This window comes from Paenibacillus naphthalenovorans (assembly GCF_900099895.1).
Classification (GTDB): Bacteria; Bacillota; Bacilli; order Paenibacillales; family NBRC-103111; genus Paenibacillus_G; species Paenibacillus_G naphthalenovorans.
In genome coordinates, this window is sequence record NZ_FNDY01000010.1 from 54,861 (window position 1) to 79,834 (window position 24,974).

General features: G+C 52.1%; 22 protein-coding genes, 1 pseudogene and 1 other annotated feature (1 of these 24 only partly in view). Of the genes and pseudogenes, 7 read left to right on the plus strand and 16 right to left on the minus strand.

Annotation, left to right across the window (positions count from 1 at the left end; translation table 11 throughout):
- Positions 1–48: 48 nt before the first annotated feature.
- The gene (locus tag BLT35_RS12145; protein WP_062407862.1) at positions 49–2,838 is read right to left on the minus strand and encodes a calcium-translocating P-type ATPase, SERCA-type; all 2,790 of its coding nucleotides are present in this window, start codon (positions 2,836–2,838) and stop codon (positions 49–51) included.
- Positions 2,839–2,988: 150 nt separating this feature from the next.
- Here BLT35_RS12145 and BLT35_RS12150 point away from each other — a divergent pair, with 150 nt between their 5' ends.
- Together BLT35_RS12150 and BLT35_RS12160 are read left to right on the plus strand one after the other, a co-directional pair.
- On the plus strand, positions 2,989–4,770 hold the full coding sequence (locus tag BLT35_RS12150) for an Rqc2 family fibronectin-binding protein (protein ID WP_062407860.1): 1,782 nt from the start codon (positions 2,989–2,991) through the stop codon (positions 4,768–4,770).
- 573 nt (positions 4,771–5,343) lie between these two features.
- Positions 5,344–5,520, plus strand: a pseudogene (locus BLT35_RS12160) (helix-turn-helix domain-containing protein); the annotation flags it as partial.
- A gap of 74 nt (positions 5,521–5,594) precedes the next feature.
- Here the strand turns inward: BLT35_RS12160 and BLT35_RS12165 are convergent.
- The 3 genes from BLT35_RS12165 to BLT35_RS12175 form a co-directional block, all read right to left on the minus strand.
- Positions 5,595–6,443: a PHP domain-containing protein gene (locus BLT35_RS12165; RefSeq protein WP_082660695.1), complete on the minus strand. Its 849-nt coding sequence runs from the start codon at positions 6,441–6,443 to the stop codon at positions 5,595–5,597.
- Between the two features lie 106 nt (positions 6,444–6,549).
- On the minus strand, positions 6,550–7,461 hold the full coding sequence (locus BLT35_RS12170) for a selenium metabolism-associated LysR family transcriptional regulator (protein WP_062407856.1): 912 nt from the start codon (positions 7,459–7,461) through the stop codon (positions 6,550–6,552).
- A gap of 246 nt (positions 7,462–7,707) precedes the next feature.
- Complete coding sequence (locus BLT35_RS12175; RefSeq protein ID WP_062407854.1) at positions 7,708–7,974, minus strand: YlbG family protein; 267 nt, start codon at positions 7,972–7,974, stop codon at positions 7,708–7,710.
- Between the two features lie 64 nt (positions 7,975–8,038).
- Between BLT35_RS12175 and BLT35_RS12180 the strand changes: the two genes are divergently transcribed.
- Positions 8,039–9,070 carry an asparaginase gene (locus BLT35_RS12180; RefSeq protein WP_254777549.1) on the plus strand — a complete coding sequence of 344 codons (1,032 nt, stop codon included), beginning with the start codon at positions 8,039–8,041 and terminating at the stop codon, positions 9,068–9,070.
- A gap of 39 nt (positions 9,071–9,109) precedes the next feature.
- Here the strand turns inward: BLT35_RS12180 and BLT35_RS12185 are convergent, their stop codons facing one another.
- The 5 genes from BLT35_RS12185 to BLT35_RS12205 form a co-directional block, all read right to left on the minus strand.
- Positions 9,110–9,556, minus strand: coding sequence for a YlbF/YmcA family competence regulator (locus tag BLT35_RS12185; RefSeq protein WP_054818054.1), 447 nt, complete (start codon positions 9,554–9,556; stop codon positions 9,110–9,112).
- Between the two features lie 79 nt (positions 9,557–9,635).
- Positions 9,636–11,669, minus strand: a complete 2,034-nt coding sequence (locus tag BLT35_RS12190; protein WP_074728163.1) for a helicase-associated domain-containing protein — start codon at positions 11,667–11,669, stop codon at positions 9,636–9,638.
- The gene (locus BLT35_RS12195) at positions 11,666–13,360 is read right to left on the minus strand and encodes a DNA repair helicase XPB (RefSeq protein ID WP_074728165.1); all 1,695 of its coding nucleotides are present in this window, start codon (positions 13,358–13,360) and stop codon (positions 11,666–11,668) included. The genes BLT35_RS12190 and BLT35_RS12195 overlap by 4 nt, the downstream gene beginning before the upstream one ends.
- A gap of 220 nt (positions 13,361–13,580) precedes the next feature.
- Complete coding sequence (locus tag BLT35_RS12200; RefSeq protein WP_254611370.1) at positions 13,581–13,991, minus strand: CBS domain-containing protein; 411 nt, start codon at positions 13,989–13,991, stop codon at positions 13,581–13,583.
- A gap of 146 nt (positions 13,992–14,137) precedes the next feature.
- Complete coding sequence (locus BLT35_RS12205; protein ID WP_054818050.1) at positions 14,138–15,316, minus strand: M20 metallopeptidase family protein; 1,179 nt, start codon at positions 15,314–15,316, stop codon at positions 14,138–14,140.
- A gap of 232 nt (positions 15,317–15,548) precedes the next feature.
- Here BLT35_RS12205 and BLT35_RS12210 point away from each other — a divergent pair, with 232 nt between their 5' ends.
- Entirely contained in the window at positions 15,549–15,896 is a 348-nt protein-coding gene (locus BLT35_RS12210; protein ID WP_062407843.1) for a YugN family protein, read from the plus strand.
- Between the two features lie 17 nt (positions 15,897–15,913).
- Positions 15,914–17,068, plus strand: a complete 1,155-nt coding sequence (gene ftsW / locus BLT35_RS12215) for a putative lipid II flippase FtsW (protein WP_062407841.1) — start codon at positions 15,914–15,916, stop codon at positions 17,066–17,068.
- An 18-nt stretch (positions 17,069–17,086) separates the two neighbouring features.
- Here ftsW and BLT35_RS12220 read toward each other — a convergent pair whose 3' ends face one another.
- Both BLT35_RS12220 and BLT35_RS12225 read right to left on the minus strand, forming a co-directional pair.
- Positions 17,087–17,476 (minus strand): Asp23/Gls24 family envelope stress response protein, encoded by a 390-nt coding sequence (locus BLT35_RS12220; protein ID WP_054818062.1) that lies wholly within the window; start codon positions 17,474–17,476, stop codon positions 17,087–17,089.
- Positions 17,477–17,577: 101 nt separating this feature from the next.
- A complete protein-coding gene (locus tag BLT35_RS12225) occupies positions 17,578–18,363 on the minus strand; it encodes an SDR family oxidoreductase (RefSeq protein ID WP_074728167.1) in 786 nt (261 codons plus the stop codon).
- Between the two features lie 88 nt (positions 18,364–18,451).
- Here BLT35_RS12225 and cax point away from each other — a divergent pair, with 88 nt between their 5' ends.
- Positions 18,452–19,504 (plus strand): calcium/proton exchanger, encoded by a 1,053-nt coding sequence (cax, locus tag BLT35_RS12230; protein WP_171005875.1) that lies wholly within the window; start codon positions 18,452–18,454, stop codon positions 19,502–19,504.
- A gap of 40 nt (positions 19,505–19,544) precedes the next feature.
- On the opposite strand, the gene BLT35_RS12235 is transcribed toward cax, so the two are convergent.
- From BLT35_RS12235 to BLT35_RS12255, 4 genes are all read right to left on the minus strand, one after another.
- Positions 19,545–19,832 (minus strand): Fpa/YlaN family protein, encoded by a 288-nt coding sequence (locus BLT35_RS12235; RefSeq protein WP_054818061.1) that lies wholly within the window; start codon positions 19,830–19,832, stop codon positions 19,545–19,547.
- Between the two features lie 218 nt (positions 19,833–20,050).
- Entirely contained in the window at positions 20,051–20,299 is a 249-nt protein-coding gene (locus BLT35_RS12240; protein WP_054818047.1) for an HPr family phosphocarrier protein, read from the minus strand.
- An 81-nt stretch (positions 20,300–20,380) separates the two neighbouring features.
- The gene (locus BLT35_RS12245) at positions 20,381–21,499 is read right to left on the minus strand and encodes an aminopeptidase (RefSeq protein ID WP_074728169.1); all 1,119 of its coding nucleotides are present in this window, start codon (positions 21,497–21,499) and stop codon (positions 20,381–20,383) included.
- 508 nt (positions 21,500–22,007) lie between these two features.
- Positions 22,008–22,595: a TVP38/TMEM64 family protein gene (locus BLT35_RS12255; RefSeq protein WP_074728171.1), complete on the minus strand. Its 588-nt coding sequence runs from the start codon at positions 22,593–22,595 to the stop codon at positions 22,008–22,010.
- 318 nt (positions 22,596–22,913) lie between these two features.
- Between BLT35_RS12255 and rpsD the strand changes: the two genes are divergently transcribed.
- On the plus strand, positions 22,914–23,513 hold the full coding sequence (gene rpsD / locus BLT35_RS12260) for a 30S ribosomal protein S4 (protein WP_054818045.1): 600 nt from the start codon (positions 22,914–22,916) through the stop codon (positions 23,511–23,513).
- A 59-nt stretch (positions 23,514–23,572) separates the two neighbouring features.
- Here rpsD and tyrS read toward each other — a convergent pair whose 3' ends face one another.
- Positions 23,573–24,829: a tyrosine--tRNA ligase gene (gene tyrS / locus BLT35_RS12265; RefSeq protein WP_074728173.1), complete on the minus strand. Its 1,257-nt coding sequence runs from the start codon at positions 24,827–24,829 to the stop codon at positions 23,573–23,575.
- A gap of 49 nt (positions 24,830–24,878) precedes the next feature.
- Positions 24,879–24,974: a binding site (T-box leader), on the minus strand; it runs 204 nt beyond the window's last position.

A 24,974-nucleotide genomic window follows, 5' to 3' on the forward strand; every position in this document is an offset into this window, starting at 1 on the left:
AAACAAAAGAACTCCGCTTTCAAGATGCCGGAGTCCTTATCGTTTCTATTATCTTGCGGCAGGTCCGATCGGTTTCGGGCCGCCGCCGTATGTCATGCGCTTGCGCTTGGAGGAACCGCTCAGCACGCTGCCAATGCCCATGAGGAAGCTTGGAATACCAGCAAATACGAGGACGAGCAGCCAATCGAGCCCCCCGAGCGGGACGGTCTTGAAAATCGGCTGAAGCTGCTCCACGTACAGTACGGGCAGCATCAGCAGCAGCGAAGAAACGACCGCCAGTACAAGCCAAACGTTTTGCAGCGGATTGCGGTGAAAGATCGAGCGCGAGCTCCGGCAGTCGAACACATGAATAAGCTGCGCCATAACGAGCGTAACGAACGCAACCGTCTGTGCTTTGACCAGCGCATTCGGGCTGTCTCCTCCCTGCTTCAAGGTGATGTAGAAAGCCGCCAGCGTACACAATCCGATCAGGATTCCGCGGCTGACAATCTTCCATCCCAGACGCCGCGCAAAAATGTTCTCCTTGGCCGAACGCGGCTTCTGCTGCATAAGATCCTTCTCCGCCTGATCGACGCCGAGCGCCATCGCCGGCAGGCCGTCGGTCACCAGATTGACCCATAAAATCTGGATCGGCACCAGCGGCAGCGGCAGCCCGCACATCATGGCCAGGAACATCGTCATAATTTCTCCGACATTGGAAGCAAGCAAGTACCGGATAAATTTGCGGATATTCTCATAAATGCCCCGCCCTTCTTCAATAGCGGATACGATGGTGGCGAAATTATCGTCGCTGAGCACTAGCGCAGACGCTTCTTTAGATACATCCGTACCGCTGATGCCCATCGCAATGCCGATATCCGCCGCCTTGATGGCCGGCGCGTCGTTCACACCGTCTCCGGTCATCGCTACCGTATGGCCCCGGCGCTGAAGCGACTTGACGATCCTCAGCTTGTGCTCCGGAGAAACGCGGGCGTACACATACACGTCATCCACCCGTTTGTCCAGCTCGTCGTCGGTCATCACCGAAAGCTGGCGGCCATTCATGGCCAGCCCGTCCTGCGGAAGAATGCCGAGCTGCAAGGCAATCGCCTCCGCCGTGGTTTGGTGGTCGCCCGTAATCATGACGGTCTTGATCCCCGCACGACGGCATTTGACGATCGCTTCCCTGACCTCGCGCCTCGGCGGGTCGATCATGCCTGTCAAGCCTACAAACACAAGCTGGTATTCCAGCTGCGTTTCCTGAAGGTCCCGATCCGCCGGCTTCAGATCCCGATAAGCGAGTCCCAGCACGCGCAGCGCGTTTTTGGCCATGTCCTCATTGGCGGAGAGTACCTTCTGCTTTAATGTGGGAGTAAACGGGATGATTTTATCATCCCACAATATATAAGAGCACTGCTGCACCAGCACATCGGGCGCCCCCTTCGTACATACCATCCGCCCTCCCTGGTGCTCCACGACAACAGACATCCGTTTTCTCTCTGAATCGAAAGGCAACTCGTTGACCCGGCGGTACAGCCCATCCAGAGAACGCTGCGTAATGCCCGCTTTCGCCCCCAGGACAACAAGCGCCCCCTCTGTCGGGTCTCCCTTGATACGCCAAGCGCGGGACGGTTCGGCATCCGCTTTTTTCTTCTTGTTGTCACTTGTTTCTTCATGCAGAGAAGCATTGTTGCAAAGCACGGATATCTGAAGCAATCGGCGGAGCATTTGATTTTTTTTAATGTCCGCCTGCTCTCCGTTCCTCAGAATATCCCCGCGAGGGTCGTAGCCGTCCCCGGTGACCTCCAGCCAGTGGCCTCCTACCCATAAGTGGGTGACCGCCATTTTGTTCTGGGTTAACGTTCCCGTTTTATCGGAGCAAATCACCGATGCGCAGCCCAGCGTTTCGACCGACGGCAGCTTGCGGACGATCGCTTTGCGCTGAATCATCCGCTGTACGCCGAGAGCCAGAGCGATCGTTACGATGGCCGGCAGGCCTTCTGGAATCGCTGCAACCGCCAGGCTGACGCCGGCCAAAAACATGCCGTACGGTTCCTGCCCGTGCAGGATGCCCGCTGCGACGACCATCACCGTCAATGCCAGAGCGACGATGATCAGAATTTTACCGAGCTGCTCCAGACGATGCTGCAGCGGCGTCTCCATCGCATCCGTGTTTTGAATGAGATCCGCGATCTTGCCCATTTCCGTGGCCATGCCGGTACGAATTACGACCCCTTTAGCCGAGCCCCTCGTCAGCAGGGTTCCCATAAATCCCAGATTGCGCTGATCTCCGAGAGTTACGCCTTCTCCGTGAATCGCCCCGATATGCTTGGCTACCGGAACGGACTCCCCCGTGAGCGCCGACTCTTCCGCATACGTGCTGTATACCTCGATAAAACGGATATCGGCCGGAATGCGGTCGCCGCTTTCCAGCACGACAATATCGCCCGGAACCAGCTCGCGGGCCGGAAGCTGCTCCAGCTTTCCGTCTCTGATCACCTTGGCATTGGGTGCGGAAAGCTCCTTTAGCGCGCGCAAGGAACGCTCTGCACGAAACTCCTGCACGAAGCCAAGAATTCCGTTCATAATGATGATGGCGATAATCGTGATGGCATCCAAATATTCACCGAGCAAGCCGGATATTAATGTAGCTCCAACGAGTACCAGAACCATGAAATCTTTAAACTGGTTCAAAAAAAGCGTGAGCGCCGATATGCCTTGTCCATCCGCCAGCTCATTTTTGCCGTAAACGGCAAGCCGCTTGTCCGCTTCTTCCGCAGCCAGCCCTTTTGAGGGCTCCGTCCCCGACGACTGCAGCGTTTCCTCGGCCGTCATTTGATACCAATGTTTCTGACTCATCTGCTCTTTCCCTCCCAAAAGGTCGTCTAGGCTAAATGTATTCAGACAAGCCACAAAATATCACGTTTTCCTTCGAAGAGAAAATATGGCATGATAAAGGGTAGCACTTAAAAACAGACTCATCCTCGCACGATTGGAGTTGTTCTTAACATGTCATTAGACGGTCTCGTCGTTCACGGCCTCTCCCGCGAGCTGCAAAGCTGCGTCATGGGCCGAATCAATAAAATACAAATGCCTTCCAATAACGATATTATTGTGCAGATCCGCGCGGCGGGCCGCACCGTGAAGCTGCTTCTGTCGGCCAACCCGACTTACCCGCGTGTCCATCTCACGGAACAAAGCTTTATGAATCCGCTGGAAGCGCCCATGTTTTGCATGCTCCTGCGCAAGCACTGTGAAGGAGGCATCATCGAAGCGATCGAACAGCCCGGGCTTGAACGGATTCTTCACTTCCGCATCCGCCAGCGCGATGAACTGGGCGACCTGAGCGTCAAAACGCTCATTGTGGAAATCATGGGCCGCCACAGCAACATCATCTTGATGGACCCGGCCACCGGCGTGATTTTGGACGGGATTCATCACGTTACGCCGGCGATCAGCAGCTACCGCGTAGTCATGCCCGGCAGCAGCTATATTGCGCCCCCGGAACAGCACAAGACGTTGCCGTTCGACTTGAACAAAGACCGGTTTATTGCACTGATGGCGGAAAGCGCCGAGGGTGTCCCGCCTGAGGAGGCGGCCTCACGCCGCTTCTGGGAGCAGACGCTGGTGCAGCGCCTAAGCGGTTTTAGCCCGCTGGGCGCCCGCGAGCTCGTTTATCGAGCTTTGGGAGACGGTCCTGCCGTTATGTCCCCTGCCGATATGGCGGAGAAATTGTGGGAGCCCCTGCGCTTGCTGACGGATCAGGTCCGCAGCGGAGTGCTCGATCCGGTGATTGTGGAGCAGGAGCAAACCGGGAAAACCTTTTTTTCCGTCACCGCTCTCACCCACATTCCCGGAGAGGTTCGCCGTTACGAGACGGTCAGCGCTTGTCTGGAAGCTTATTATGGGGACAAGGCCGAACGGGATGCCGTCAAGCAAAAGGCGTCCGACCTGCTCAGGCTCCTTTCCAATGAACGGAGCAAAAACGTCAAGAAGCTGGAAAAGCTCGAGGAGACGCTGAAGGAAGCGCGCGAGGCCGATAAGTTTCGCATTCTCGGGGAGCTGCTTACGGCATCGATGCACCTGGTCACCAAAGGCGAGCGGCAAATCGAGGTCATCAATTATTATGATGAGGAGCAGCGCCCAATTACGATCGAGCTTGATCCTTTACTGACCGCCTCGGAAAACGCGCAGCGCTACTTCAAAAAATATACGAAAAGCAAAAACAGCCTGATCGCCGTAGAGGAGCAGATGGCGCAAGCGCACGAGGAAATCGGTTATTTGGACAATCTGATACAGCAGCTGTCGAGCGCAGGACTTGCAGATATCGAGGAGATTCGCGAGGAGCTGGAGGAACAAGGATACCTTCGCAGCCGCGGCAAGAAGGGACGCAAAAAAAAGCCGAATCAAAAGCCGCTTCTTTCTTGCTATACTTCCAGCGAAGGCGTACCTATTTATGTCGGCAAAAATAACACCCAGAACGAATACTTGACCAACCGTCTCGCCCATTCGGGGGATACGTGGCTGCACACCAAAGACATTCCAGGGTCCCACGTCGTCATCCGCAGCTCCGAATACGGCGAAGCCACTTTGCATGAAGCCGCCCGGCTGGCCGCTTATTACAGCCAGGCCAGGGAATCGAGTCAAGTGCCTGTCGATTACACGCTGATCAGGCATGTACGCAAACCCAACGGCGCCAAACCCGGGTTCGTCATTTACGAGCATCAAAAAACGCTGTTCGTTACGCCCGACGCCGAAGCCATCAAACAGATGCCGGTTACGGTAAAGTAAAAAGGGGCTGTCCCATAAGTCAACCTGATGGATGAACTGTACCCTGTCAAATAGACAGTACTAAAATAAAAATCAGTTAAGCGGCCTTCGTCCTGAATTCCTTCGGACTGAGGCCGTTTAATTTGGCTTGTAACCATTCGTTAGTAAAAGAAGATGTACGCATCAATGTCCCTTTGCAGCTCATTAAAGTTACTGTACGTGTTCAAATAATACATCTCACATTGGCAGGAGTAAGGGTATGGGAATCATTTCCATGGTCATCGTCGGCAGATCTCTGTTACGCTGATGTTCAGCATAACAGAGACAATCCGCCACCGAAGGCGGTTCTACACCAATTCACGCCTGCGTTTCATTTTCCTCGCCGTTTCTTGAGCGCCGCCAACGGACAGCAGGATGAAGCTGACTGGCAGAAATGCAAATGCGCAAGATGGCGGCATGCGTACGCCGGTGCAAACGGCTGTTATAGAGGATGCAACTTGGGGTTGCTGGGCAGCTGCAACCAAAGCTATCTTTACTTTTCACATGGGGTTTAACAATAATGGATGTATATGATGCAGAAAGGTGACTGCCGAAATGATTTTTGCGGAGAAGTTAAAAAACGAGAGAAAGAAAAAAGGCTGGTCTCAAGAAGAATTGGCGGAAAAACTTTTTGTAAGTCGACAGTCGGTTTCCAAATGGGAAAATGGTCAAAATTATCCGAGCATTGAAATCATTATTAAAGTGAGTGATCTCTTTGGCGTAACCATTGATTCTCAAGACAATATTTTGAAACTAAGTTCCGGGCTTCGGCCAGCGACCAAACCGGGGTCATCATTTGCGGATCTTCATGGCCGCAATCCTTTCCGCTCGAACAACCGGTCCACCACATCCGCGTCGATTCGGCGAGCCCCGATGGGCGCATGAAACACAACGCCGCCCCGTTCGCCATGATAATCGGACCCCGCTGTAATGAGCAAATCATGCTCTTGCGCCAATGCCGCATAATGTTCTTCCTGTTCCGGCGAATGATCCGAATGGTAGGCCTCCAAGCCGATCATTCCGGCCTGCGCAAGCTGCGGGATCAAATCATCCTGTCCGTATAGCCCCGGATGGGCAAGCACCGCGGCGCCTCCCGCTTCCATAATCCAGCGAACGGCCTCAAACGGCGTAATCCGCGGCGGATTGACATAGGCCGCCGCCCCTTTGGCCAAATAACGGTTGAAAGCGTCGGCCATGGAATCTGCCGCTCCGAGACGTACGAGGGCATCCGCGATATGCGGCCTTCCGATCGTATCTCCCTCTTTTTTCGAAGCCTGTACCGACTTTAGAACGTCTTCCATCGTAATGGAGATGCCAAGCTCCTGCAAACGGGCGACCATCATTTCATTGCGCCGGTCCCGAACCTGTCTCAGGTCTGCCAACCTGGACAAGAATAGCGAATCCTTTTCATCGATCCAATACCCGAGCACATGAATGTCCTGCCCGTTATGCACCGTACTGATTTCCACTCCGGGGATAACGGCTATGCCATACTTCAATCCGGCCTCCTGAGCCTCGGCCAGCCCTCCCACCGTATCATGATCCGTTACGGCTACGGCGCTTAAGCCTGCTTCCGAGGCCAACCTGACGTTGTCGGACGGAGAGCCGGTGCCGTCGGATGCCAGCGTATGAGTATGCAAATCGGCGTAAGACATCATGAATACCTCCCCTTAACATGCCTATTTTATCTGTTTCGTTGTCACAGATTTCCGTTGGGCCGTACCCGGCTTGCTTTTGGATCCGTCCGGTCTGTCCGGTCTGTTATAACCATTGGCTCAGATCCCGCTCTCTCAAGAACGTCAAGAACGTCACCGCAGAAATGGGAAGCAGTGTGGAGCTCAAATAGATCGCATAGAAACTCCGCGTAAAGCGAATGCCTTCGACATCCTTTACTTTCAGCACTCCAAGAGCCGCCTCGTGCCTTACCGAGGATTGGGACAGGATGGAAATCCCGAGGCCCGCTTCCACCGCCGATTTGACCGCTCCCGTACTGCCAAGCTCCATCACGATTTTGAGCATGGATACGTCGCATCCCGCCTTTGCCAGTTCCTCTTCCATCACCCTTCGCGTACCCGAGCCCTGCTCCCGGAGCACAAAGGGATACTTCAGCATCTCTTCCAACGGAATACGCTCCCGTTCCGCCAAAGGATGATTCTGCGGGACAATCAGCTTCAGCTCGTCGCTGAGCACCGCTTCCGTATGCACATCGGGATGCTTCACTTCGGCCTCCACTAAACCGAAGGTTAACTGATGGTTCAGGACTTCTTCAAGAATCAGCTTCGTGTTGTTGACTTTCATACTAACCGATATATTCGGATATTCGGCGCTAAACGGCCCGAGCAGTCTGGGCAAAATATATTCCCCTACCGTCAAGCTTGCTCCCAAATGAAGTCTGCCTTCCAGCATATGCGTGAACTTGGACATACTGATGTCCGTTTCCTTCATCAGCTCAATGCTGCGCAAAGCAAACGGCAGCAGCGTGCGTCCCGCCTCCGTCAACTCGACCCGCTTGGTCGAACGGATGAACAGCTTCGTTCCAAAATAATCTTCGAGCGACTGCACCTGCATCGTAACAGCCGGTTGAGTCATATGAAGCGCCTGCGCGGCATGAGAAAAACTGCCCTTCTCCGCAACCGTATAAAAAATATGAAGCTGGTGAAAATTTAGCGCCATTATATCGAATCCTCCGCCTACTTGGTACCCATCATATGAGAAGCTTATAATCGAAGATCAAAAGAACGTCTGACGAGTCTTAAAAAACATCTTGGGCAATCAGAAAGGTGAACCTCCAGTTCAAATCGATCCTTCAGCCTATTATAACAAAAAACAAAAGGGCTGTTTGGAAAAAACAAAAAAATACGCCGGGCAGAGCTCCGCTCCGGGCGTATGATATAACATATGCAGACGCAAGTTCCGCCGTTATAACGTGTAGAATCTTGTTTTATCAGGAATATTATTATTATACTCGGTTTTGATTTCATTGCGGTACGACCGCTCGACTTTTTTGACGAAGGGCAGCTTTTGCAGCTGCTTTACCGTTTCGTCCAAACGGCTGGAATATACGTACATGGCGGCATAATGCAGCTTTTTGGAGAGGTAATGCACATTGCCGTATTTCTCCAAATGTTTGCTAGCCGCTTTTAAATCGCTAAACCAAACGATGATTCCGCTGCGCTCAGGAAACATAGCTCATAACCTTCTTTCTTAAACCCATACTGGTGGTACGGATCTTTAATCTAATGATGAAAGGATGAAAGCAATAATGCAATCCTTTGACCAAGACAACCTCTGTGAGGTAACCCGCGGCAATCTGACGGAAAGCATGCATCGCGGTCATATTGCCGTGGTGGACAACAAAGGCAAGCTGATCGCTTGCGCCGGCAACCCCCGGCATTACGGATATATGCGTTCAACCGCCAAGCTGCTTCAGGCCATTCCGCTGCTGGAAGCCCGGGGCGACGAACAATTCGGGCTGACCGAAGCCGAAACGGCTTTGTGCTGCTCTTCCCACGGCGGGGAACCGGAGCACACCGCGGCGGTGCAATCGATTCTGCATAAGCTCGGACTAACTGAAAGCGCTCTAGCATGCGGCCGGCAGGAACCGCTATATAAGCCCTCGGCCGACGAGCTGAAACAAAAGGCGCTGCAGCCGTCGCAGCTCCACAACACTTGCTCCGGCAAGCATGCCGGCATGCTGGTCCTGGCAAAGGCAATGAATGTATCTATAAAACAGTATACCCGTTTGGAGCATCCTGTCCAACAAAAAATGCTGCACATCATCTCATTCATGTGCGGCGTATCAACAGAGAATATCGGTGTCGGCACCGATGGCTGCGGCGTGCCCGTATTTGCAGTGCCGCTGTCTGCACTCGCCTATGCATACGCCCGTCTGGGCGCCCCTGACGAGCTTGCAGCCCAGCGCGCCGCGGCGTGCCGTAAGATCATCCATGTCATCGGCCGACATCCTTACTATGTAGCAGGCACCAACCGGTTCGACACCCGGCTTGCCGAAGTAACGCAAGGCCGCGTCATCGGCAAAATGGGTGCCGAAGGGGTGTATGCCCTGGCTGTCCCGGATCGCGGGATCGGTCTGGCTGTCAAGATTGAGGACGGCGCCGAACGCGCCCTCTATCCGACAGCAGCCGAGGCTTTAATGCAGCTTGGAGCCCTGACCCGGGAGGAAGCCGGACGGCTTGCCGAATTTCATTACCCCAAGGTCATGAACCGGCGAGGCGAGACCGTAGGCTCTATCCGTCCGTCATTTCAGCTTCGGCAGCCTTAAGATGGCATTAACGACCGTCATAAGGCTTCTTCCGCCGCCTTAACCGCACTTGCCGCTGCAGCTGCCGCCTGAAGAGCAGCCGCCGCTTGCGGCCAGCGGGTCATTGGAAGGAACCTTGATCGTGTCGGAAACGGAGTGCGCTACCAACTGCGATATTTCGTAAAGCAGTTGATCCAGCCGGTTCTCCGCTTCCTTAAAACGGCGTACCGGCTCCAAAGCATCCAGCTGAGCTTGAACCTTCTTGACTTGCTCCAGCGCTTCATGATAGTTCGGATGGTAATGCCCGAAACGTTCGCATTCGGCGAATCGCTCTTTTTGTTTGGCAAATTCCTTGGTCAGCCTGCCGACTTCCTCGTCCTCCTCTACACGCCGCTTCCAATATAAATAATCCGCAGTTTCCGCGGAAAGCTTGATCATGTCAGCCAATTCATAGGCTCCGAGAAGGATTGCAGACATATCGATCGTCTGGGATTCCATGACTGCCATATGCAGCACCGCCTTTCTATAGGTTGGACCATGGTGGCCTACCTATTTATCATATCATATCCGGCAGCGGTGTGCCGATCTAATATTTATCATTGATTCCTGGCAAAATCAGCTTCATTTCGTCCCATTCGCCGGCATGCCAACGAACCTCCAATGCTTGAGGGAGCCTGTCCTTCCGCTGTTCTACCCCCGTCATCCACCAGGTTCCCCGGGTATCCTGTACTTTTCGCGGAGCGACCCGGTAATCGGTGCCGTTCATTCGGACTTGCAGCAGCGTCTTCATCTCGATCGCCTTTTCCACGATTTCTTTTCGGGTAGAAACGTGATAGGTCCGATAATCCTTCAGCCACATCGGGGGAATGTCCTTTAAGTCGGGATACAAATCGGCCGGCTCGGGCAGCTGCGACTCCAGCTGCAAATAATGAGCTGAATTTCTGGAGTAAATCAGCCCCCTATCCATCGACAGCTGGAACTCGGCATCTGCTTCGTCTTCCTGCAGATTTACATCCGCCAGCTTCGGGTAAGACCTTCCGCGGCCGGAACCGTTCTTACCGTTGAGCAAAAGCGGCATCCCCGGCATATACCCCGCTTTTTCCAGCACTGCCGCAAGAGGCTGCAGGTCGTCCAAAGCAATAATATAATCCTTGGTTCCGACGGCTTCTTGAATATAGGGCGCCGCACCAGGCAGCTTAGCTACGGTTAACGCCGTCTCTTCATCATCACAGCGGAGCAACAGCGAGTTAACGAAAGTCAACTTGCCGAAGGGCCTCGCCCATCCTTCTATCGCCGGGAGGAGATGATCGGGAACTCCGTAAAGCGCATGAGCTTCCAGAAACTCCGCCATCTCTTCAGCCGTCCTTCCGTTCTCCAAAGCACGCCGAATACTGGCTTTGGACAATTTATAAACGCTGACCTGATCGTGCGCAACCGGATCGGCTATACAGCACAATTCCCAGCAAACCTCATCCGTCACGTCCGGCGGCACAATGATCTCGAAGTCCGGCTGCACCATAAACCGCCCAGGTTCCTCAGACTCCTGCGGAGTACGGCTTGCTTGAAATAGCCTAACACACCAACGATAATGTACCCTTCCGCCCAGAGCCTCCGTGCCTTTTTCAAGCCAGCCCATGGCAGCCAACGGGTCCAGCCACTTCTGCTGCAGCCGGCCAAGCCGCTCTTCCAGCCCTGATTCAGCCGGTACAGGCATCAGGCCTTGCCTTTCAAGCCCGGTCAAAAGCCCAAGCGGAGAAAACCAATGCCCGTGATCGCTCCTTTCAAGAAGTGAAACCGCATGCTGCAGCCAGGCTTCCGCCGGAAGGGTCAGCCGCTTCCATATGCTGTACAACACGAGATGTTGTTCGTTAACAGACCGGTTCAGCCAGGTTTTGAGCGCTTTGGATTGAAGCTTCAGCGTTTCTCCGTCCGGCACGATCAACTGAAGCCGCAAAAGCATATCGAGCATGATCGCTGCTTTCATCGGATACGCATCAGCATACGCATATTTTATCGTCGTCCCCTGCAACAGCGTTTCGTTCAGAGGAATAAGCTCAAGCCATTTTTGCAGTTGTTTTTTGTGCAGGATTCCGTTTTGGGTCAGCTTCAGTTCCTGCTGCGCCGCGAAGACAAGCGCCTGAAAAAGCCCCCTGCGAATATCGGTCTTGACGGCTTCAATCGGTTCGATACCGGAAAGAGCAGTGCCATCCGGCGGAACAACGGCAAGCTCAGGAAACATAATTTGCTGCCACAGACCGAAGCTGTCTTCCGGAAGCAGGTAAACCAGTTCACCCCACGTTTTTCGAAAAGCGAAAATAAAACCTTTGCGCAGCAGACCGGCCAAGCCCGCTTTCATCTCGGCTCCGGACAACAAGCCCCTCGCCGATTTCTCCAGCCGAGCCGCGTCAAAAAGCTCGGAGCCGATGTCCCGTACAATCCCTTCAAGCACCGTCCGTTCGTCCGGGCCCATCTGATTAAAGATCGTTTCCAGCACAACCGGATCGGCCCAAATGTCCTCCAGACCGTATCCTTGCCCAAGCCAGGGAGCGTATACCGTCTCTGCTTGTATCCGGCTTCGCAGCTCCCAGGGCATTCGGGCGCAAATTTCCGAATAATTCATTTCAGGACCGCCTCCTCCTGCCTATCCGCCCGATCGATCACATAGTTGTAGCCCTGCTCGATGAGAAATAACTGCCGGTTCATGGCAAACTCCTGCTCCTTCGTGTTCTCACTGACGAGCGTATAAAAGTAAGCTTTATTATCCCCTGATTTAGGCCGCAAAATGCGTCCGAGCCGCTGAGCCTCCTCTTGGCGGGAACCAAAGCTCCCCGATACCTGGATAGCTATGGAGGCGTCCGGCAAATCTACGGCAAAGTTGGCTACTTTGGAAACGATCAGCACCTTCAGTTCGCCGTTCCGGAAAGCGTTATACAGCTTTTCCCGCTTGTCGTGAGCCACTTCTCCGCTGATCAAGGGAACCCCCGTTCGCCTGGTCAGTTCCTGAAGCTGCTCCAGATACTGGCCAATGATCAAGATTTGCTCGCCTTCATGCTTACGCAGCAATTCCTCTACCACTGCCTGCTTAGCCGAATTGACGCTTGCGCATTTCATTTTCTGCCTTGCCTCCTCCGTACGATACACGTCCATTTCTGCCGGAGGCATGGGCACCCGCACCTCGATGCATTCCACCGAGGCGATCCACCCCTTCGTTTCAAGATCCTTCCAGGGCATCTCGTACCTTTTAGGACCGACCAGGGAAAAAACATCTTCTTCCCGGCCGTCTTCGCGGATTAACGTAGCTGTCAAGCCCAAGCGGCGGGTCGCTTGAATATCCGCAGTCACCCGAAATACCGGCGCAGGCAGCAAGTGAACTTCATCATACACGATAAGTCCCCAGTCCCGTTTGTTAAACAAGTCCATATGGACAAAAAGATCATCCTTCGATTTGCGGTAGGTCAAAATTTGATACGTTGCGATGGTAATGGGTTTGACCTCTTTATGCTGCCCGGTATATTCTCCCACCATCTCTTCAGTAACATCGGTTTTCTCCAAAATCTCCCTTTTCCATTGACGTACGGATGTACTGTTCGAAGTCAATATGAGGGTAGCGCAGTTTAGCCGTCCCATAGCGGCGATGCCGATGACAGTTTTCCCCGCCCCGCAAGGCAGTACCAAAACACCGCTTCCTCCCTGCGCGCTGCCCTCACGGTAGAATGACTCCACGGCAGATTGCTGATAATCCCGGAGTTCAAAGGTTCGCCCTCCGTTCATTTTCGTCCTGAGCCGGATTGGCAGCCGCTCTCCTTGGCTGTATCCCGCCAAATCCTCAACCGGAAAACCCATTTTGACCAGTTCCTGCTTGAGATGTCCCCGGTAAAGCGATGAAAAACGCAGGGTCCGCGAATCCAGCTGACAGAGGCCATAGGATTGAAGCGATTTATAGGAAACCATCTCTTTAATGACATCGACATCGTCGGATATTAAAAGCAGGTCTTCTCCAAGACGTTCCATTCGAACCAGGCCGTAACGCTGCACAAAACGGCGAATATCCTGCTTTACGGATGCAGGAATACCGAATTTGGACCACAGCTCCAAAAATGTTATGATTTCCTCCGCCGTCATTCCCGCTGCCGCCGCATTCCAAAGCGACAGCGAGGACATTCGATATGTATGCAGGTTTTCGGGAGATTTGACAAGATCGGCAAATCTTGCCAGGCCCTTTCGCACATCATCGAATGCGGGATGCCGGGATTCCAGCAAAATGCTGAAATCGCTCTGTACGACGAGCGGCCGATCTTTATGAAATTGCATACCGATCCCTCCAAACTTTTACAGATACTGTTATTATGTTGGATTGGCGGCGGATTTAAACATGTAAATTATAAGCGAAGAAAGACGCCCGAAAAGATATGGCGGAGGAAGGACGGCAAAAAACGGAGATGAAAAGCGGAGGCTTCCGCTTCATCTCCGTACACCTGTGTAAATAAAAAATCGTTCTTCCGAAAAAAAAGTTCGGAAGAACGATAAGAGCTTAATGCAAGGCGTGCTGGTTCTGTTCGGAAATTTGGCTCAACGCCTCGCCTGCTTCGTTCTCATAAATGCTGCGGACTGCGAGGTCGCCGATGGATACGATCCCGACCAGGTTCCCATTCTCGACAACAGGCAGACGGCGAATCTGTTCATCAGCCATGATTTTTGCCGCTTCATCCACTGTCGTTTCCGGAGTTACGGATACGACTTTGTCGCTCATCACTTCTTTAATAGCGGCAGATCCTTCCCTTTTCTCAGCCAAACCGCGAATAACGATGTCCCGGTCGGTCAGAACGCCGATTAGCTTCTTGCCGTCAACGACAGGAATAAAGCCCGTATCTTCCTGCTTCATCTTCACCGCAGCTTCATACACGTTATCCTGTAACGTGACTGTAGCGCAGTCTGTAGTCATGATCTCGCGAAGTGTTCTCGAACTCAAGGGAAATCCCTCCTGAAAGGAACTGGCAGCCTGAAGCATCGCCCTGCCCGGCGTACCCAAGCTGCTGCAGAATTAGGTTTTCCCTTTCCCTTGCTTTCCATTCGCCCGATCACTGTCACTTACCGGGAATGTTCCGACATATAATCTTCGACCAGCGCTATGAACAGCTTTGCAGCATGGGTCATTGCCGTTTCGTCAATATCGAACCGGGGATGATGATGCGGGTATACGATGCCGCGGTCCGGATTTCCCGCTCCGACAAACATGAAGCATCCCGGCACCTGCTGCAAATAATAGGCATAGTCCTCCCCCGCCATGATCAGCGGCGAAGTCTTCGCCCCCGCCTCGCCCAAAGCCGCCTTGGCCGCCCGATAAAACCGCTGCTCTTCCTCCGCGTGATTCACGACAGGCGGATATCCCAGCTTGTAGTCTATCGTATAATCGGCTCCCTGCATAAGACAGGTTTGTCGGACGATATTTTCCAGACGGGCCTTCACATCCATTCGTAAAGAAGCGTTGAATGTACGCACCGTTCCCTTCAATACGGCTGTTTCTGCAATGACGTTAAAATTGGTTCCGCTGTGGATCGAGCCGACGGAAACGACGCATGGCTCAGTGGGATCCGTACTGCGGCTGACAATCGATTGTAAATTGACTACCAGCTGAGAAGCCACAAAAACGCTGTCCACCGTTTCGTGGGGCAGACCGCCGTGCCCGCCTTTGCCTTTGATTTCAATGGTGAACTCATCGGCTGCCGCCATGATGGGACCCGCCTTGCAATACGCGGTCCCAACCTCAAACGGCGTCCACAAATGAATGCCATAGATGACGTCCACCCCATCCAGCACACCATCCTTGATCATTCCGAGCGCCCCTCCCGGAGTCACTTCCTCCGCAGGCTGGAACACAAAGACAATATTTCCGCGCAGCAGCTCCCTGTGTCTGCTGAGCGTTTTAGCTACACCGAGCAAGGTGGCCGTATGAGCATCATGACCGCAGGCGTGCATGACACCGGGTACGCTTGAGGCATACTCGCAAGCTTTCTCGTCTTGTATGGGCAGAGCATCGATATCGGCCCTGAGCGCAACGGTCGGTCCGGCTTTTCCGCCCTGCAGTCTGGCTGTCACACCGTGTCCGCCAACCCCCGTCCGTACCTCAAGCCCCCATCCCCGAAGCAGTTTTGCAATGTAGGCAGCGGTTTCCGATTCTTGAAACGACAGCTCCGGATGCCGGTGCAAATACCTGCGCCAAGCGATCATCTCGGGAACTATCGTATCCAGTGTATCTTTTATCATCATAGTACCCCCTCCGCTCTTTGCAGCGTCATCATATAATGGCGATCCTTTCATTGGCATATTAATCTTAATTTTATCAAATCTAAAGAGCGGTTTCATCCATGTGTCACAAGAAATTCAAACTTTACAGCACCGCTTTTGGAGCCATATGCATTAGGCTTGCACAAGTAAGGGAAACATACTATCATGAATAAAGGATAATTAGCTGAGTTGTACATATTTAGGAGGGCTTGCAGTGATTATTGAAAACAGTGGATTAAAAGGCTTAAAAAGTGATCTCGCCCATTTGGACGAGTCTATGGAGCAGCTCGGTTTCGTTCGCTGGCAGTGGGAATATAACCGGGCAACTTACGACCTGAAGCTTGAAGATAAAGCTACGCAAAGCGATTATTACCTGCGCATTAATACTCGGGCTGAATCCGGCAAGCTGGAATCCCCTTATGCCATTCTTTACATCGAAGAAGTCTATATCGGCAAAGCTACTTTCCCGCATGGCCTGGATTATCAAGCGCCTGTACCCGATGCCATCATGAAAACGGTCAACGGTAAATTAGCGGAGTTGAAAGCAAAGCTGTCCCAATAATCGGGGAATAAAAGCTTATGACTTCACCGAAACCGAAACCGAGACGAGGAACGCCCGATTTCTTACTGCTGTTTTTGACGTTTTCGCTTGTGTGTTTTGGTTTGGCATTCGTATTTAGCGCAGGCATGGCTTACAGGTCAAGCGAGCCTTGGTATTTGGCAATCCGCCAGGCATTCGCCATCGGTCTAGGAACGGTGGCCATGTTTTTCTGTATGAATATAGACTACCGCAAGCTGCAAAAATGGATCGTTCCGTTTTTAGCCGTTACCGTTTTCCTGCTGTTGTTGGTGCCGATCATAGCTCCGGAAAGAAACGGTGCGCAAAGCTGGATATATATCGGCAGCTTTGGGCTTCAACCAACGGAATTTGCCAAATTGGCGGTTATTCTATACTTGGCCGCCATTATCAGCAAAAAAGGGGATCGGATCCGTGACTTTAAACGAGGACTGGTTCCTCCCTTGGTCGTAGTAGGTTTCATTGCCGCGCTGATTATGCTGCAGCCGGATTTGGGCTCAACGATGATACTTATCCTGTCTGCCTTGCTTGTCATCATCGTGGGCGGAGCCAATCTGAAGCATGTTTTTTATCTTGTCGGAGCCGCTGCCGGAGCATTGTCCGTCGTCATTGCTATTTATTTTATGAAGACCGGCGGTGACAGCTACCGAATCGCCCGCTTTACCGCCTTTCTGGATCCTTGGTCGGATCCGCTTGACTCCGGGCATCAGCTCATTCAGTCGCTTTATGCGTTCGGTCATGGGGGACTGACAGGCGCCGGCTTTGGCCAGAGTATACAGAAGCTGCATTATTTGCCTGAAGCTCACAACGATTTTATTTTTTCCATTATCGGGGAAGAGCTTGGATTTATCGGAACCTCTCTCTTTTTACTGGTGTACCTGGCTTTTTTGCTAAGAGGACTCATTGTAGCTCTCCGATGCAAGGAAACCTTCGGTACCCTGGTGGGTGTAGGAATCGTAGGAATGATAGGGATTCAGGCGTTCATCAATATCGGCGGAGTAACCAACACGATTCCGATGACAGGGGTAACGCTGCCGCTGATTAGTTATGGCGGCACTTCCATGCTGATGACGCTGATGAGCCTCGGAATTCTGCTAAGCATCTCCAGAGAGCATAATAAACCGGAAAAAGAACGCGATATGAAAAAGAGAGCCTGACAAAAGGCTCTCTTTTGGTTATTTAACCCGGTTGTGCGGATCTTCCACTGCTGCCGTCTCTTCCTCCCGAAAGGCTACCCCTTCCACCTTCACATTGACCTCTACAACGGATAAGCCCGTCATATTCTCTACCGCCTCGCGGACGTTTTCCTGCAAATCACGGCAAACTTCATGAATCCGGCTTCCATAGTTGACAATCACTCTCAAATCGATTGCCGCTTCCACTTGACCCACTTCAACCGAGACGCCCTTTTGGACGTTCTTTCCGCTCAAGCGCTTGGCCAATCCTTCCGAAATGCCTCCCGACATGGCGGCGATCCCTGGAGTTTCGAGTGCGGCTAGTCCTGCAATCGTCGCCACAACATCATCTGAAATACGGATAAGACCTGTTTGAATGTCTTCGCTCAAGAGGATCACTCCTTCAAGGATTATAGCTCTATTGTAATAACTTCCCACACGGAAAGCAAATGCGCCGTATCCGATCGGATCCAATGAACTGACCTTCAACTTTAAATCGCCTTTACCATGCCTCCGTCCACATAGAAGACAGAACCGGTCATGTAGCTGTTGCGCGGCGATAATAAGTAGGCAGCCATCGATGCCAGCTCCTCCGGCTCACCGTAGCGTCCCAGCGGAATGTCCTTGATCATGTTCTCCTGTATGTCTTCCACCGTTTTTCCTTGCCGGGAAGCATTGAAGGAATCCAGTTCGATGAGCCGGTCGGTCATAATTCGTCCTGGACACACCGTATTCAAGAGGATGCCGTCCGGACCCCATTCAATCGAGAGCGTCTTCATTAACCCGATGAGTCCCGTGCGCAGGGTGTTGGATAGTACAAGCCCGGGAATCGGTATCTTCACGGAAGACGACGCAATCGTAACGATCCGTCCCCCCTGTTCCTTCATTAATGGATGAAACCCTTTCACCAAACGGACGACGCTCATCAGATTCAGCTGGATGGCATGAAGCCAGGCCTCTTCATCCAGCGACAAAAAACTGCCGCCCGGCGGGCCGCCTGCGTTGCATACCAGTGCGTCCACCTGTCCGAACCGATCCTGGGCTTGCTGTACAAGCCAAGAGATTTGTTCAGGGCTGCTCAAATCCATACCCAAACCGGTGGCTTCCACGCCATACTTCTGCGCAAGCTGTGCGGCGACATCACAGATCGCTTGTTCATCCCTGCTGCACAGCAGCAAGCTGGCGCCTTCCGCTGCCAACTGCTCGGCTATAGCTCGTCCCAATCCTTTGCTGGAAGCGGTAACAACCGCTTTTTTTCCCTTCAGCCGCAAATCCATTCGAATGCTCCTCCTTTTGCCGATAACGGGATATTTGAGAATAGGTTTTGATCCATTCAGGTATACTTTACCACATGAGGTGATAATGATGAAACGCCACGGTTTTGCCATTTGTCTAATTTTGAGTTTTGCGCTTAGTGCGGCGGCGCATTATGTTGGATCTCCCGCATTCAATCCCACGCTGCAGTTTTTGATTGCGGCGGTCGCCATTATATTTGCCGCCGGCTTTCTCGGCAAGGCGACCGAAAGCGTGGCTCAATACGCGGGAGAGCGGCTGGGCGGTTTCCTGAACGCCACTTTCGGCAATGCGGCGGAATTGATCATCGCCATATTTCTAGTGAAGGATGGGTTATTCAATACCGTTAAAGCAAGCATCACCGGATCGATCATCGGGAATATGCTGCTTGTTCTGGGGCTCAGTGTTCTGATCGGCGGATTGAAATACAAGGAACAGCACTTTAATGTGAAGCTCGCCGGTCACAATGCTTCCCTGATGCTGCTGGCGGTCATCGCCTTGTTCATCCCCGCCGCTTTCACTCGAAGCCTGACGACAATGGAAACGCAAACCTTAAGCATTATCGTCTCCGTTATTCTGATCGTTGCCTATTTGCTGTGGCTGTTTTTTTCCATGATCACGCATAAGACCGAGCTGTCAGACCAGGCTCTGGAACACGGAGAAGCGGTATGGTCCAAGGGAACATCCGTCTTGTTTTTACTGCTTGCCACCACGATGGTGGCTATCGAGAGCGAATGGCTGGTGAGCACGCTGGAGCCCTTCAGCCATCAGTACGGTCTGTCCGACCTGTTTGTCGGCGCCTTCCTGATTGCCATAGTAGGCAACGCGGCAGAGCACAGCGCAGCGATTATTATGGCCCGCAAAAATAAAATGGGCGCCGCTGTGGAAATTGCCGTCGGAAGCAGTCTGCAGATCTCGCTCTTCGTCGCACCGGTGCTTGTCCTTTTATCGCTGTGGTTTGGCAACCCTATGAACATTATATTTACTGTCTATGAGCTTGTAGCTATCGGCGTGGCCGCCATCATCGCTACGTCGATCTCAAGGGATGGCAGCACCACCTGGTATGAAGGCGTCCTGCTGCTGGTGGTTTATCTGATCCTCGGGATTGCATTTTACTTGGTGTAAAGGCCCGCATAATAAAAAAAGAGTAACCTTCGGACGAAGGTTACTCTTTATTTTGGTTCATGGCTTCATACAGCTCGGCCAAATTGCGTTCGAGCTTCATCAGGATATGCTTACCGGCTGCCTCATTGATGAGTTCGGCTCGAATAGCGAAATCGATTTCTCTGGACAGCCCGTAAATCTGCGTATCTAATACCTCTTCATAGAGAGGACATTTGCGCGTAGTCAAGTTTTCCATTTGCACTTCAATCAGCTTCTCAATCTTGTCCGCATCCTCCTGAAGCAGATTCAGCGCTCTCTGCGACAAGCTGAGCAGCACATCCGATGACATGAAGCTTCCCCCCTGTAATACGCCATGAAGCGAAACCCGGCTTACCATTTTCAAATTCGTTTCGCCCTCCCGGTTCTCCCGAAATGACGCGAATGGATATCATTCACGCTTCATAATTCAATTTTAGTCGAAAATGGCGGAATACACAAGTCATAGAGGAAGAAAAGGCATTTTCCGCCGTGCGGAAATGCCCCTCCTTGTTTCGCATCGCTTTGTTGTTAGTCCTGAATGCTATTGATCTTCAGTCCGTGCTTCTCAAACACCTCGGCCATGGCTTTCTTCGCTTCCTCCGCATCAGGACCGTGGACGTGAAGGTCGTAAGTGCCGGATGCAAGCAATGTGGTAAACAAGCCAAGAATGCTCTTCACATCGATATATTTATTGTCATACTGCAAAACGATTGAAGATCTGAATTTATTTGCTGTTTGAGAAATTTCCACGATTGCCGCATTGTTTGCGTTAGGCATAACAATCCCTCCAAAAATTACGTTGTTTTAGCTTATGATACATGGGAAGAGAATAACATGCAACTACATTTTCACACCCGGTTATTTTAAATTTTCAGGGTTTAAGCCCATTAGTTCAGGAATGACGAACCGGCCGTCCTTGCGGATCAAACGGTCGTCAAAATAGATTTCTCCACCCCCGTACTCGGGCCGTTGAATCAGCACCAAATCCCAGTGAACGGAGGAACGGTTCCCGTTATCCGCCTGTTCGTACGCTTGCCCCGGCGTAAAATGAAGACTTCCGTCGATCTTCTCGTCAAACAGCGTATCCTTCATCGGGTGTAAAATATAAGGGTTAAAGCCCAGGCTGAATTCACCGATATATCTTGCTCCTTCATCCGTATCCAACACTTCCAGAAGACGGGCGGTATCGTTCGCCGACGCCTCTACGATTTTTCCGTGTTCAAATCGGAACTTGATATTCTCGAACGTTACTCCGGAATAAACGGACAGAGTATTGTAGGCGATGATACCGTTCACCGAATCCCGCACCGGAGCCGTATACAGTTCCCCGTCCGGTATGTTCCGGCGGCCGCAGCATTTGACCGATCCGATTCCGCGAATCGAAAACGTAATGTCCGTTGCGCCCGGCCCTGTAATGCGGACACGGTCGGTTTTTTTCATCAGCTCCTGGAGCGGCTCCATCGCATCGGCCATTCTGGCGTAATCCAGATTGCATACATCAAAATAAAAATCTTCGAACCGCTCGGTGCTCATACCGGCCAATTGAGCCATGGAAGCGTTCGGATAGCGCAGCACCACCCATCGCGTCCGCTTGACCCTCTGCTCCAAATGAACTTTTTTACGATAAATTTGATTGTACAGCTTCATCTTTCCGTCCGGCACATCGGAAAGCTCGCTGACATTGTCACCCGACCGAATGGCGACATAGCAGTCCATCTCCTTCATTCGCTGAAGGTCCATATTCGCCCAGTGTTCCATCTGCTCTTTTGTGGCCGAACGCAGCACAGCCGCGCGAATGCTGTTATCCGCCAGCTCTATATACGGATACCCGCCCCTGGCATGAACTTCCTCTACCAGACATTTAACGATTTCACGCTCGGAACCGGCCATTTCGATCAGTACCTTCTCTCCGGCTTGAACATCCAAAGAATAGCCGACGATATTGCGGGCTAACTGCTGCAGTCTCGGATCGCGCATAAACCTCTCTCCTCGTATAGTATTTCCATTCGGGGAAATTCGTCTCTCTCCTGGCACCAGTCCGGCCCGTTCGAGGCTGAGGATACCAAACGCATTCGTTCCGGCAACCGATTCCTGCGGTACTACCTGGTTGAAGCTGCCAACTCGGTGAAAAACCGCGATCCGTTAATTCGGCGAGTACTACCGGAAGAAGTACAACGAAGTACCCAAGCGCCAACACAAACGCGCCTCGTCTTAACGGCAAGAAAACTTGTGCGTCTGGTCGATGTGCTGCTACGCAACGGCCAACTCTACACGCCTCGAAGGAAGGTGACAACTGCGAAGGTTTATGCCTCCTTTGCCAAAGTCCTTCACGGATTCCCAGTTAAAATCTGGTAATTGACTCGATTTTCGACTGGGTTTAGTTTGGTGCTGCCATTTTTCCTGACCCCTGCGCTCTGCAGCCAAGAAAATTTCCAATTCTCACGAATCAGGGACTTGACATCTTACCGTTGGACTTTTTGACGGTCTACATTCCATTTTCGTTTTTCATCCACTTATTTTTGAATCGGTTGCCGATCACGATCATCACGGCGAACGCCGCCAGAAGGACCAAGAGCCGCCCCTTATATCTGGCAAAATGCAGAAGATCGTGCCCGATCAATGATTCGAGCCATATCATCGGCGCTTTACCGATAAGGGTTCCTGCAATGAAATCTCTCGCCCTTACTTTCATCACCGCCGCGCCATAATTGATCGCGAAGGACGGGAGCACCGGTATCAAGCGGCTTAAGGCAATGAACAGCATGCCGCGCCGTTCCAGCTGCACGTTAAGCTTTTCGATATTTCTGTATTTCACCAGCTTTTTCTGAACCCAGCTTCTTCCACAGTGCCTGGCAGCATAAAAGGCGATGACCGCGCCGAGGCAGGCACCCAAATAATTAATGGCCAGCCCGCCCCATAACCCGAATAACAGAACATTCATCCCAGCCACAAGCACAAATGGAACAAAAGGAAAAACGGTCTGCAGTACGGCAAGCAGCGCACCTCCGAGATGACCGACGACACCATACGAATTCAGAACGTCCGACATGTGCTGAACATTCCATTGCCCCAATGCTGTAACCTCCCACTTCAAGCTTTTCCCATTGTATCAAAAAAAGAAGAGATTCTCGAACGGGATTGCAGCTTGACACAGCCCTGTTATATCTTATAAAATTAATTGTCGAGAATAGGCATGCCACCGGGACTTTACCCAAGTATGCTTATTGTGGAAGCTTGTGTCACCCTCTGTTGATTTTGTTGCCGACGGGACCGCGGCTGGTTTTTTCCCTTCGGACGCCACATGGGCATGAGAAACAAAGTCGGGCACACGCTTCACCCGTTATTAAAACCAAAACTATCTTACTTTATGAACAAAGGAGCACTCTAATCCATGTCACGTTACACTGGTCCTAAATTTAAATTAAGCCGCCGTCTCGGCATCTCCTTGAGCGGTACCGGCAAAGAATTGAAACGTCCTTTCCCGCCTGGCCAACACGGCCCGGGTCAGCGCAAAAAAATCTCCGGATACGGTTTACAGCTGCAAGAAAAACAAAAGCTGCGCCACATGTACGGTCTGAACGAGAAGCAATTCCGCAACCTGTTTGACAAGGCAACTAAAATGCAAGGTATCGCCGGTGAGAACTTCATGTTCCTGCTCGAAAGCCGTTTAGACAACCTGGTTTACCGTCTGGGTCTGTCCAACTCCCGTGCAGGTGCCCGTCAGCTCGTTGCTCACGGTCACATCACGGTAAACGGCAAAAAAGTAGATATCGCCTCTTACCTCGTAACGCCTGGCGATGTGATCGGCCTTCGCGAAAGAAGCCGCAACCTGTCTGTTGTTAAAGAAGCTTTGGCTAACCGCAACTACCTGCCGGCTTACCTTGAGTTCGACGAAAACGCAATGGAAGGCAAATATGTCCGCCTGCCTGAGCGTGCCGAGCTTGCTCAAGAGATCGATGAAAAGCAAATCGTCGAGTTTTACAGCCGTTAATCTTAACGATACGAAAAAACCTTGGCTCTTCTTCGGAAGAACCAAGGTTTTTTGTTGTTTCAGCCAAGCTTGATTTTGGCGAATTTACGCTTGCCAACCTGTACGATTTCGCCGCCTTCGGGCGTCAGCTCCTCGTTCGGGTCAACGATCTTCCGTTCGTTCACCTTCACTGCGCCCTGCTGTACGCTCCGTCTTGCTTCGCTGTTTGAGCTTTGCAATCCCAGCGTCACAAGCAGCTTGGCGATTCGGATTTTCCCGCCCTCGAGCGCTTCAGGCGGAAGCGTTACCTCTTCAATATCGTCCGGCAGCGCCCGTTGCTGAAATACGGTTACAAAATGCTGCTGTGCATCGTCTGCCGCCTGCTCTCCGTGATACATGCGGACGAACATGTGAGCCAGACGCATTTTGGCGTCGCGAGGATGGATCGTGCCCTGTGCGATGCCCTCACGCAGCTGCAGCAGCTCCTCGTTCGAAATATCCGTGGCCAACTCGTAATATTTGAGCATCAATTCATCCGGTACAGACATCGCCTTTCCGTATATTTCGTTCGGCTCTTCATCGATACCGATATAGTTGCCGAGGCTTTTGCTCATTTTCTGTACCCCGTCAAGGCCTTCAAGCAGCGGATTCATAATCGCAATTTGAGCGGGTAAGCCATATTCCTTCTGAAGCGTTCGGCCCATCAGCAGATTGAATTTCTGGTCGGTTCCTCCGAGCTCGATATCGCTTTTCAAAGCAACCGAGTCATAGCCCTGCATGAGCGGATAAAAGAACTCATGAATATGAATCGGCAAACCTCCGGCATAGCGCTTGGAGAAGTCATCCCGCTCAAGCATCCGCGCCACGGTCACCTTGGCGGACAGTTGAACGACATCAGCAAACGTAAGCGGCCCGAGCCATTCGGAATTATAAAAGAGCTGCGTTTTTTGCGGATCGAGAATTTTGTAGATTTGCTTCTGGTACGTCAAAGCGTTGCGCTTCACGTCATCTTCCGTCAACTGCTTCCGCGTTTCCGATTTCCCGGTCGGATCCCCGATGCGGCCCGTAAAGTCACCGATAATGAGCTGCACCTGATGACCAAGCTCTTGAAATTGGCGCAGCTTATGCAGCACAACCGTATGCCCAACATGAATATCCGGCGCGGACGGATCCAGTCCAAGCTTTACTTTAAGCGGTTTTCCCGTAGCAACCGAGTCGATGATTTTTTGCTTCAATTCGTCCTCCGGAACGATTTCGACCACACCGCGCCGGATGGTTTCCAATTGTCGGTTCACTTCGTTCTGCTGTTCCGCAGTCAGTTGTTCCCATTTTGTCATTTGCTTCATTCCTCCCAAGTATCAAAAATACAAAAAAACCTTCTCATCCTCAAGGGACGAGAAGGTTTAGCTCGCGGTACCACCCTAATTAAAGCGAGACAGACGAAACCTGTAGTGCGAATTCCGCTGCTAAACAGATAAACGC

Coding starts and splice junctions, on each gene's coding strand:
- tyrS (WP_074728173.1), bottom strand. CDS start 24,829: ATGACAAAATGGGAACAACTGACTGCGGAACAGCAGAACGAAGTGAAC.
- BLT35_RS12145 (WP_062407862.1), bottom strand. CDS start 2,838: ATGAGTCAGAAACATTGGTATCAAATGACGGCCGAGGAAACGCTGCAG.
- BLT35_RS12195 (WP_074728165.1), bottom strand. CDS start 13,360: ATGCAATTTCATAAAGATCGGCCGCTCGTCGTACAGAGCGATTTCAGC.
- BLT35_RS12150 (WP_062407860.1), top strand. CDS start 2,989: ATGTCATTAGACGGTCTCGTCGTTCACGGCCTCTCCCGCGAGCTGCAA.
- BLT35_RS12165 (WP_082660695.1), bottom strand. CDS start 6,443: ATGTCTTACGCCGATTTGCATACTCATACGCTGGCATCCGACGGCACC.
- BLT35_RS12180 (WP_254777549.1), top strand. CDS start 8,039: ATGAAAGCAATAATGCAATCCTTTGACCAAGACAACCTCTGTGAGGTA.
- BLT35_RS12175 (WP_062407854.1), bottom strand. CDS start 7,974: ATGTTTCCTGAGCGCAGCGGAATCATCGTTTGGTTTAGCGATTTAAAA.
- BLT35_RS12200 (WP_254611370.1), bottom strand. CDS start 13,991: ATGACTACAGACTGCGCTACAGTCACGTTACAGGATAACGTGTATGAA.
- BLT35_RS12235 (WP_054818061.1), bottom strand. CDS start 19,832: ATGTCATCGGATGTGCTGCTCAGCTTGTCGCAGAGAGCGCTGAATCTG.
- BLT35_RS12185 (WP_054818054.1), bottom strand. CDS start 9,556: ATGGCAGTCATGGAATCCCAGACGATCGATATGTCTGCAATCCTTCTC.
- ftsW (WP_062407841.1), top strand. CDS start 15,914: ATGACTTCACCGAAACCGAAACCGAGACGAGGAACGCCCGATTTCTTA.
- BLT35_RS12170 (WP_062407856.1), bottom strand. CDS start 7,461: ATGGCGCTAAATTTTCACCAGCTTCATATTTTTTATACGGTTGCGGAG.
- BLT35_RS12190 (WP_074728163.1), bottom strand. CDS start 11,669: ATGAATTATTCGGAAATTTGCGCCCGAATGCCCTGGGAGCTGCGAAGC.
- cax (WP_171005875.1), top strand. CDS start 18,452: ATGAAACGCCACGGTTTTGCCATTTGTCTAATTTTGAGTTTTGCGCTT.
- BLT35_RS12225 (WP_074728167.1), bottom strand. CDS start 18,363: ATGGATTTGCGGCTGAAGGGAAAAAAAGCGGTTGTTACCGCTTCCAGC.
- rpsD (WP_054818045.1), top strand. CDS start 22,914: ATGTCACGTTACACTGGTCCTAAATTTAAATTAAGCCGCCGTCTCGGC.
- BLT35_RS12245 (WP_074728169.1), bottom strand. CDS start 21,499: ATGCGCGATCCGAGACTGCAGCAGTTAGCCCGCAATATCGTCGGCTAT.
- BLT35_RS12205 (WP_054818050.1), bottom strand. CDS start 15,316: ATGATGATAAAAGATACACTGGATACGATAGTTCCCGAGATGATCGCT.
- BLT35_RS12240 (WP_054818047.1), bottom strand. CDS start 20,299: ATGCCTAACGCAAACAATGCGGCAATCGTGGAAATTTCTCAAACAGCA.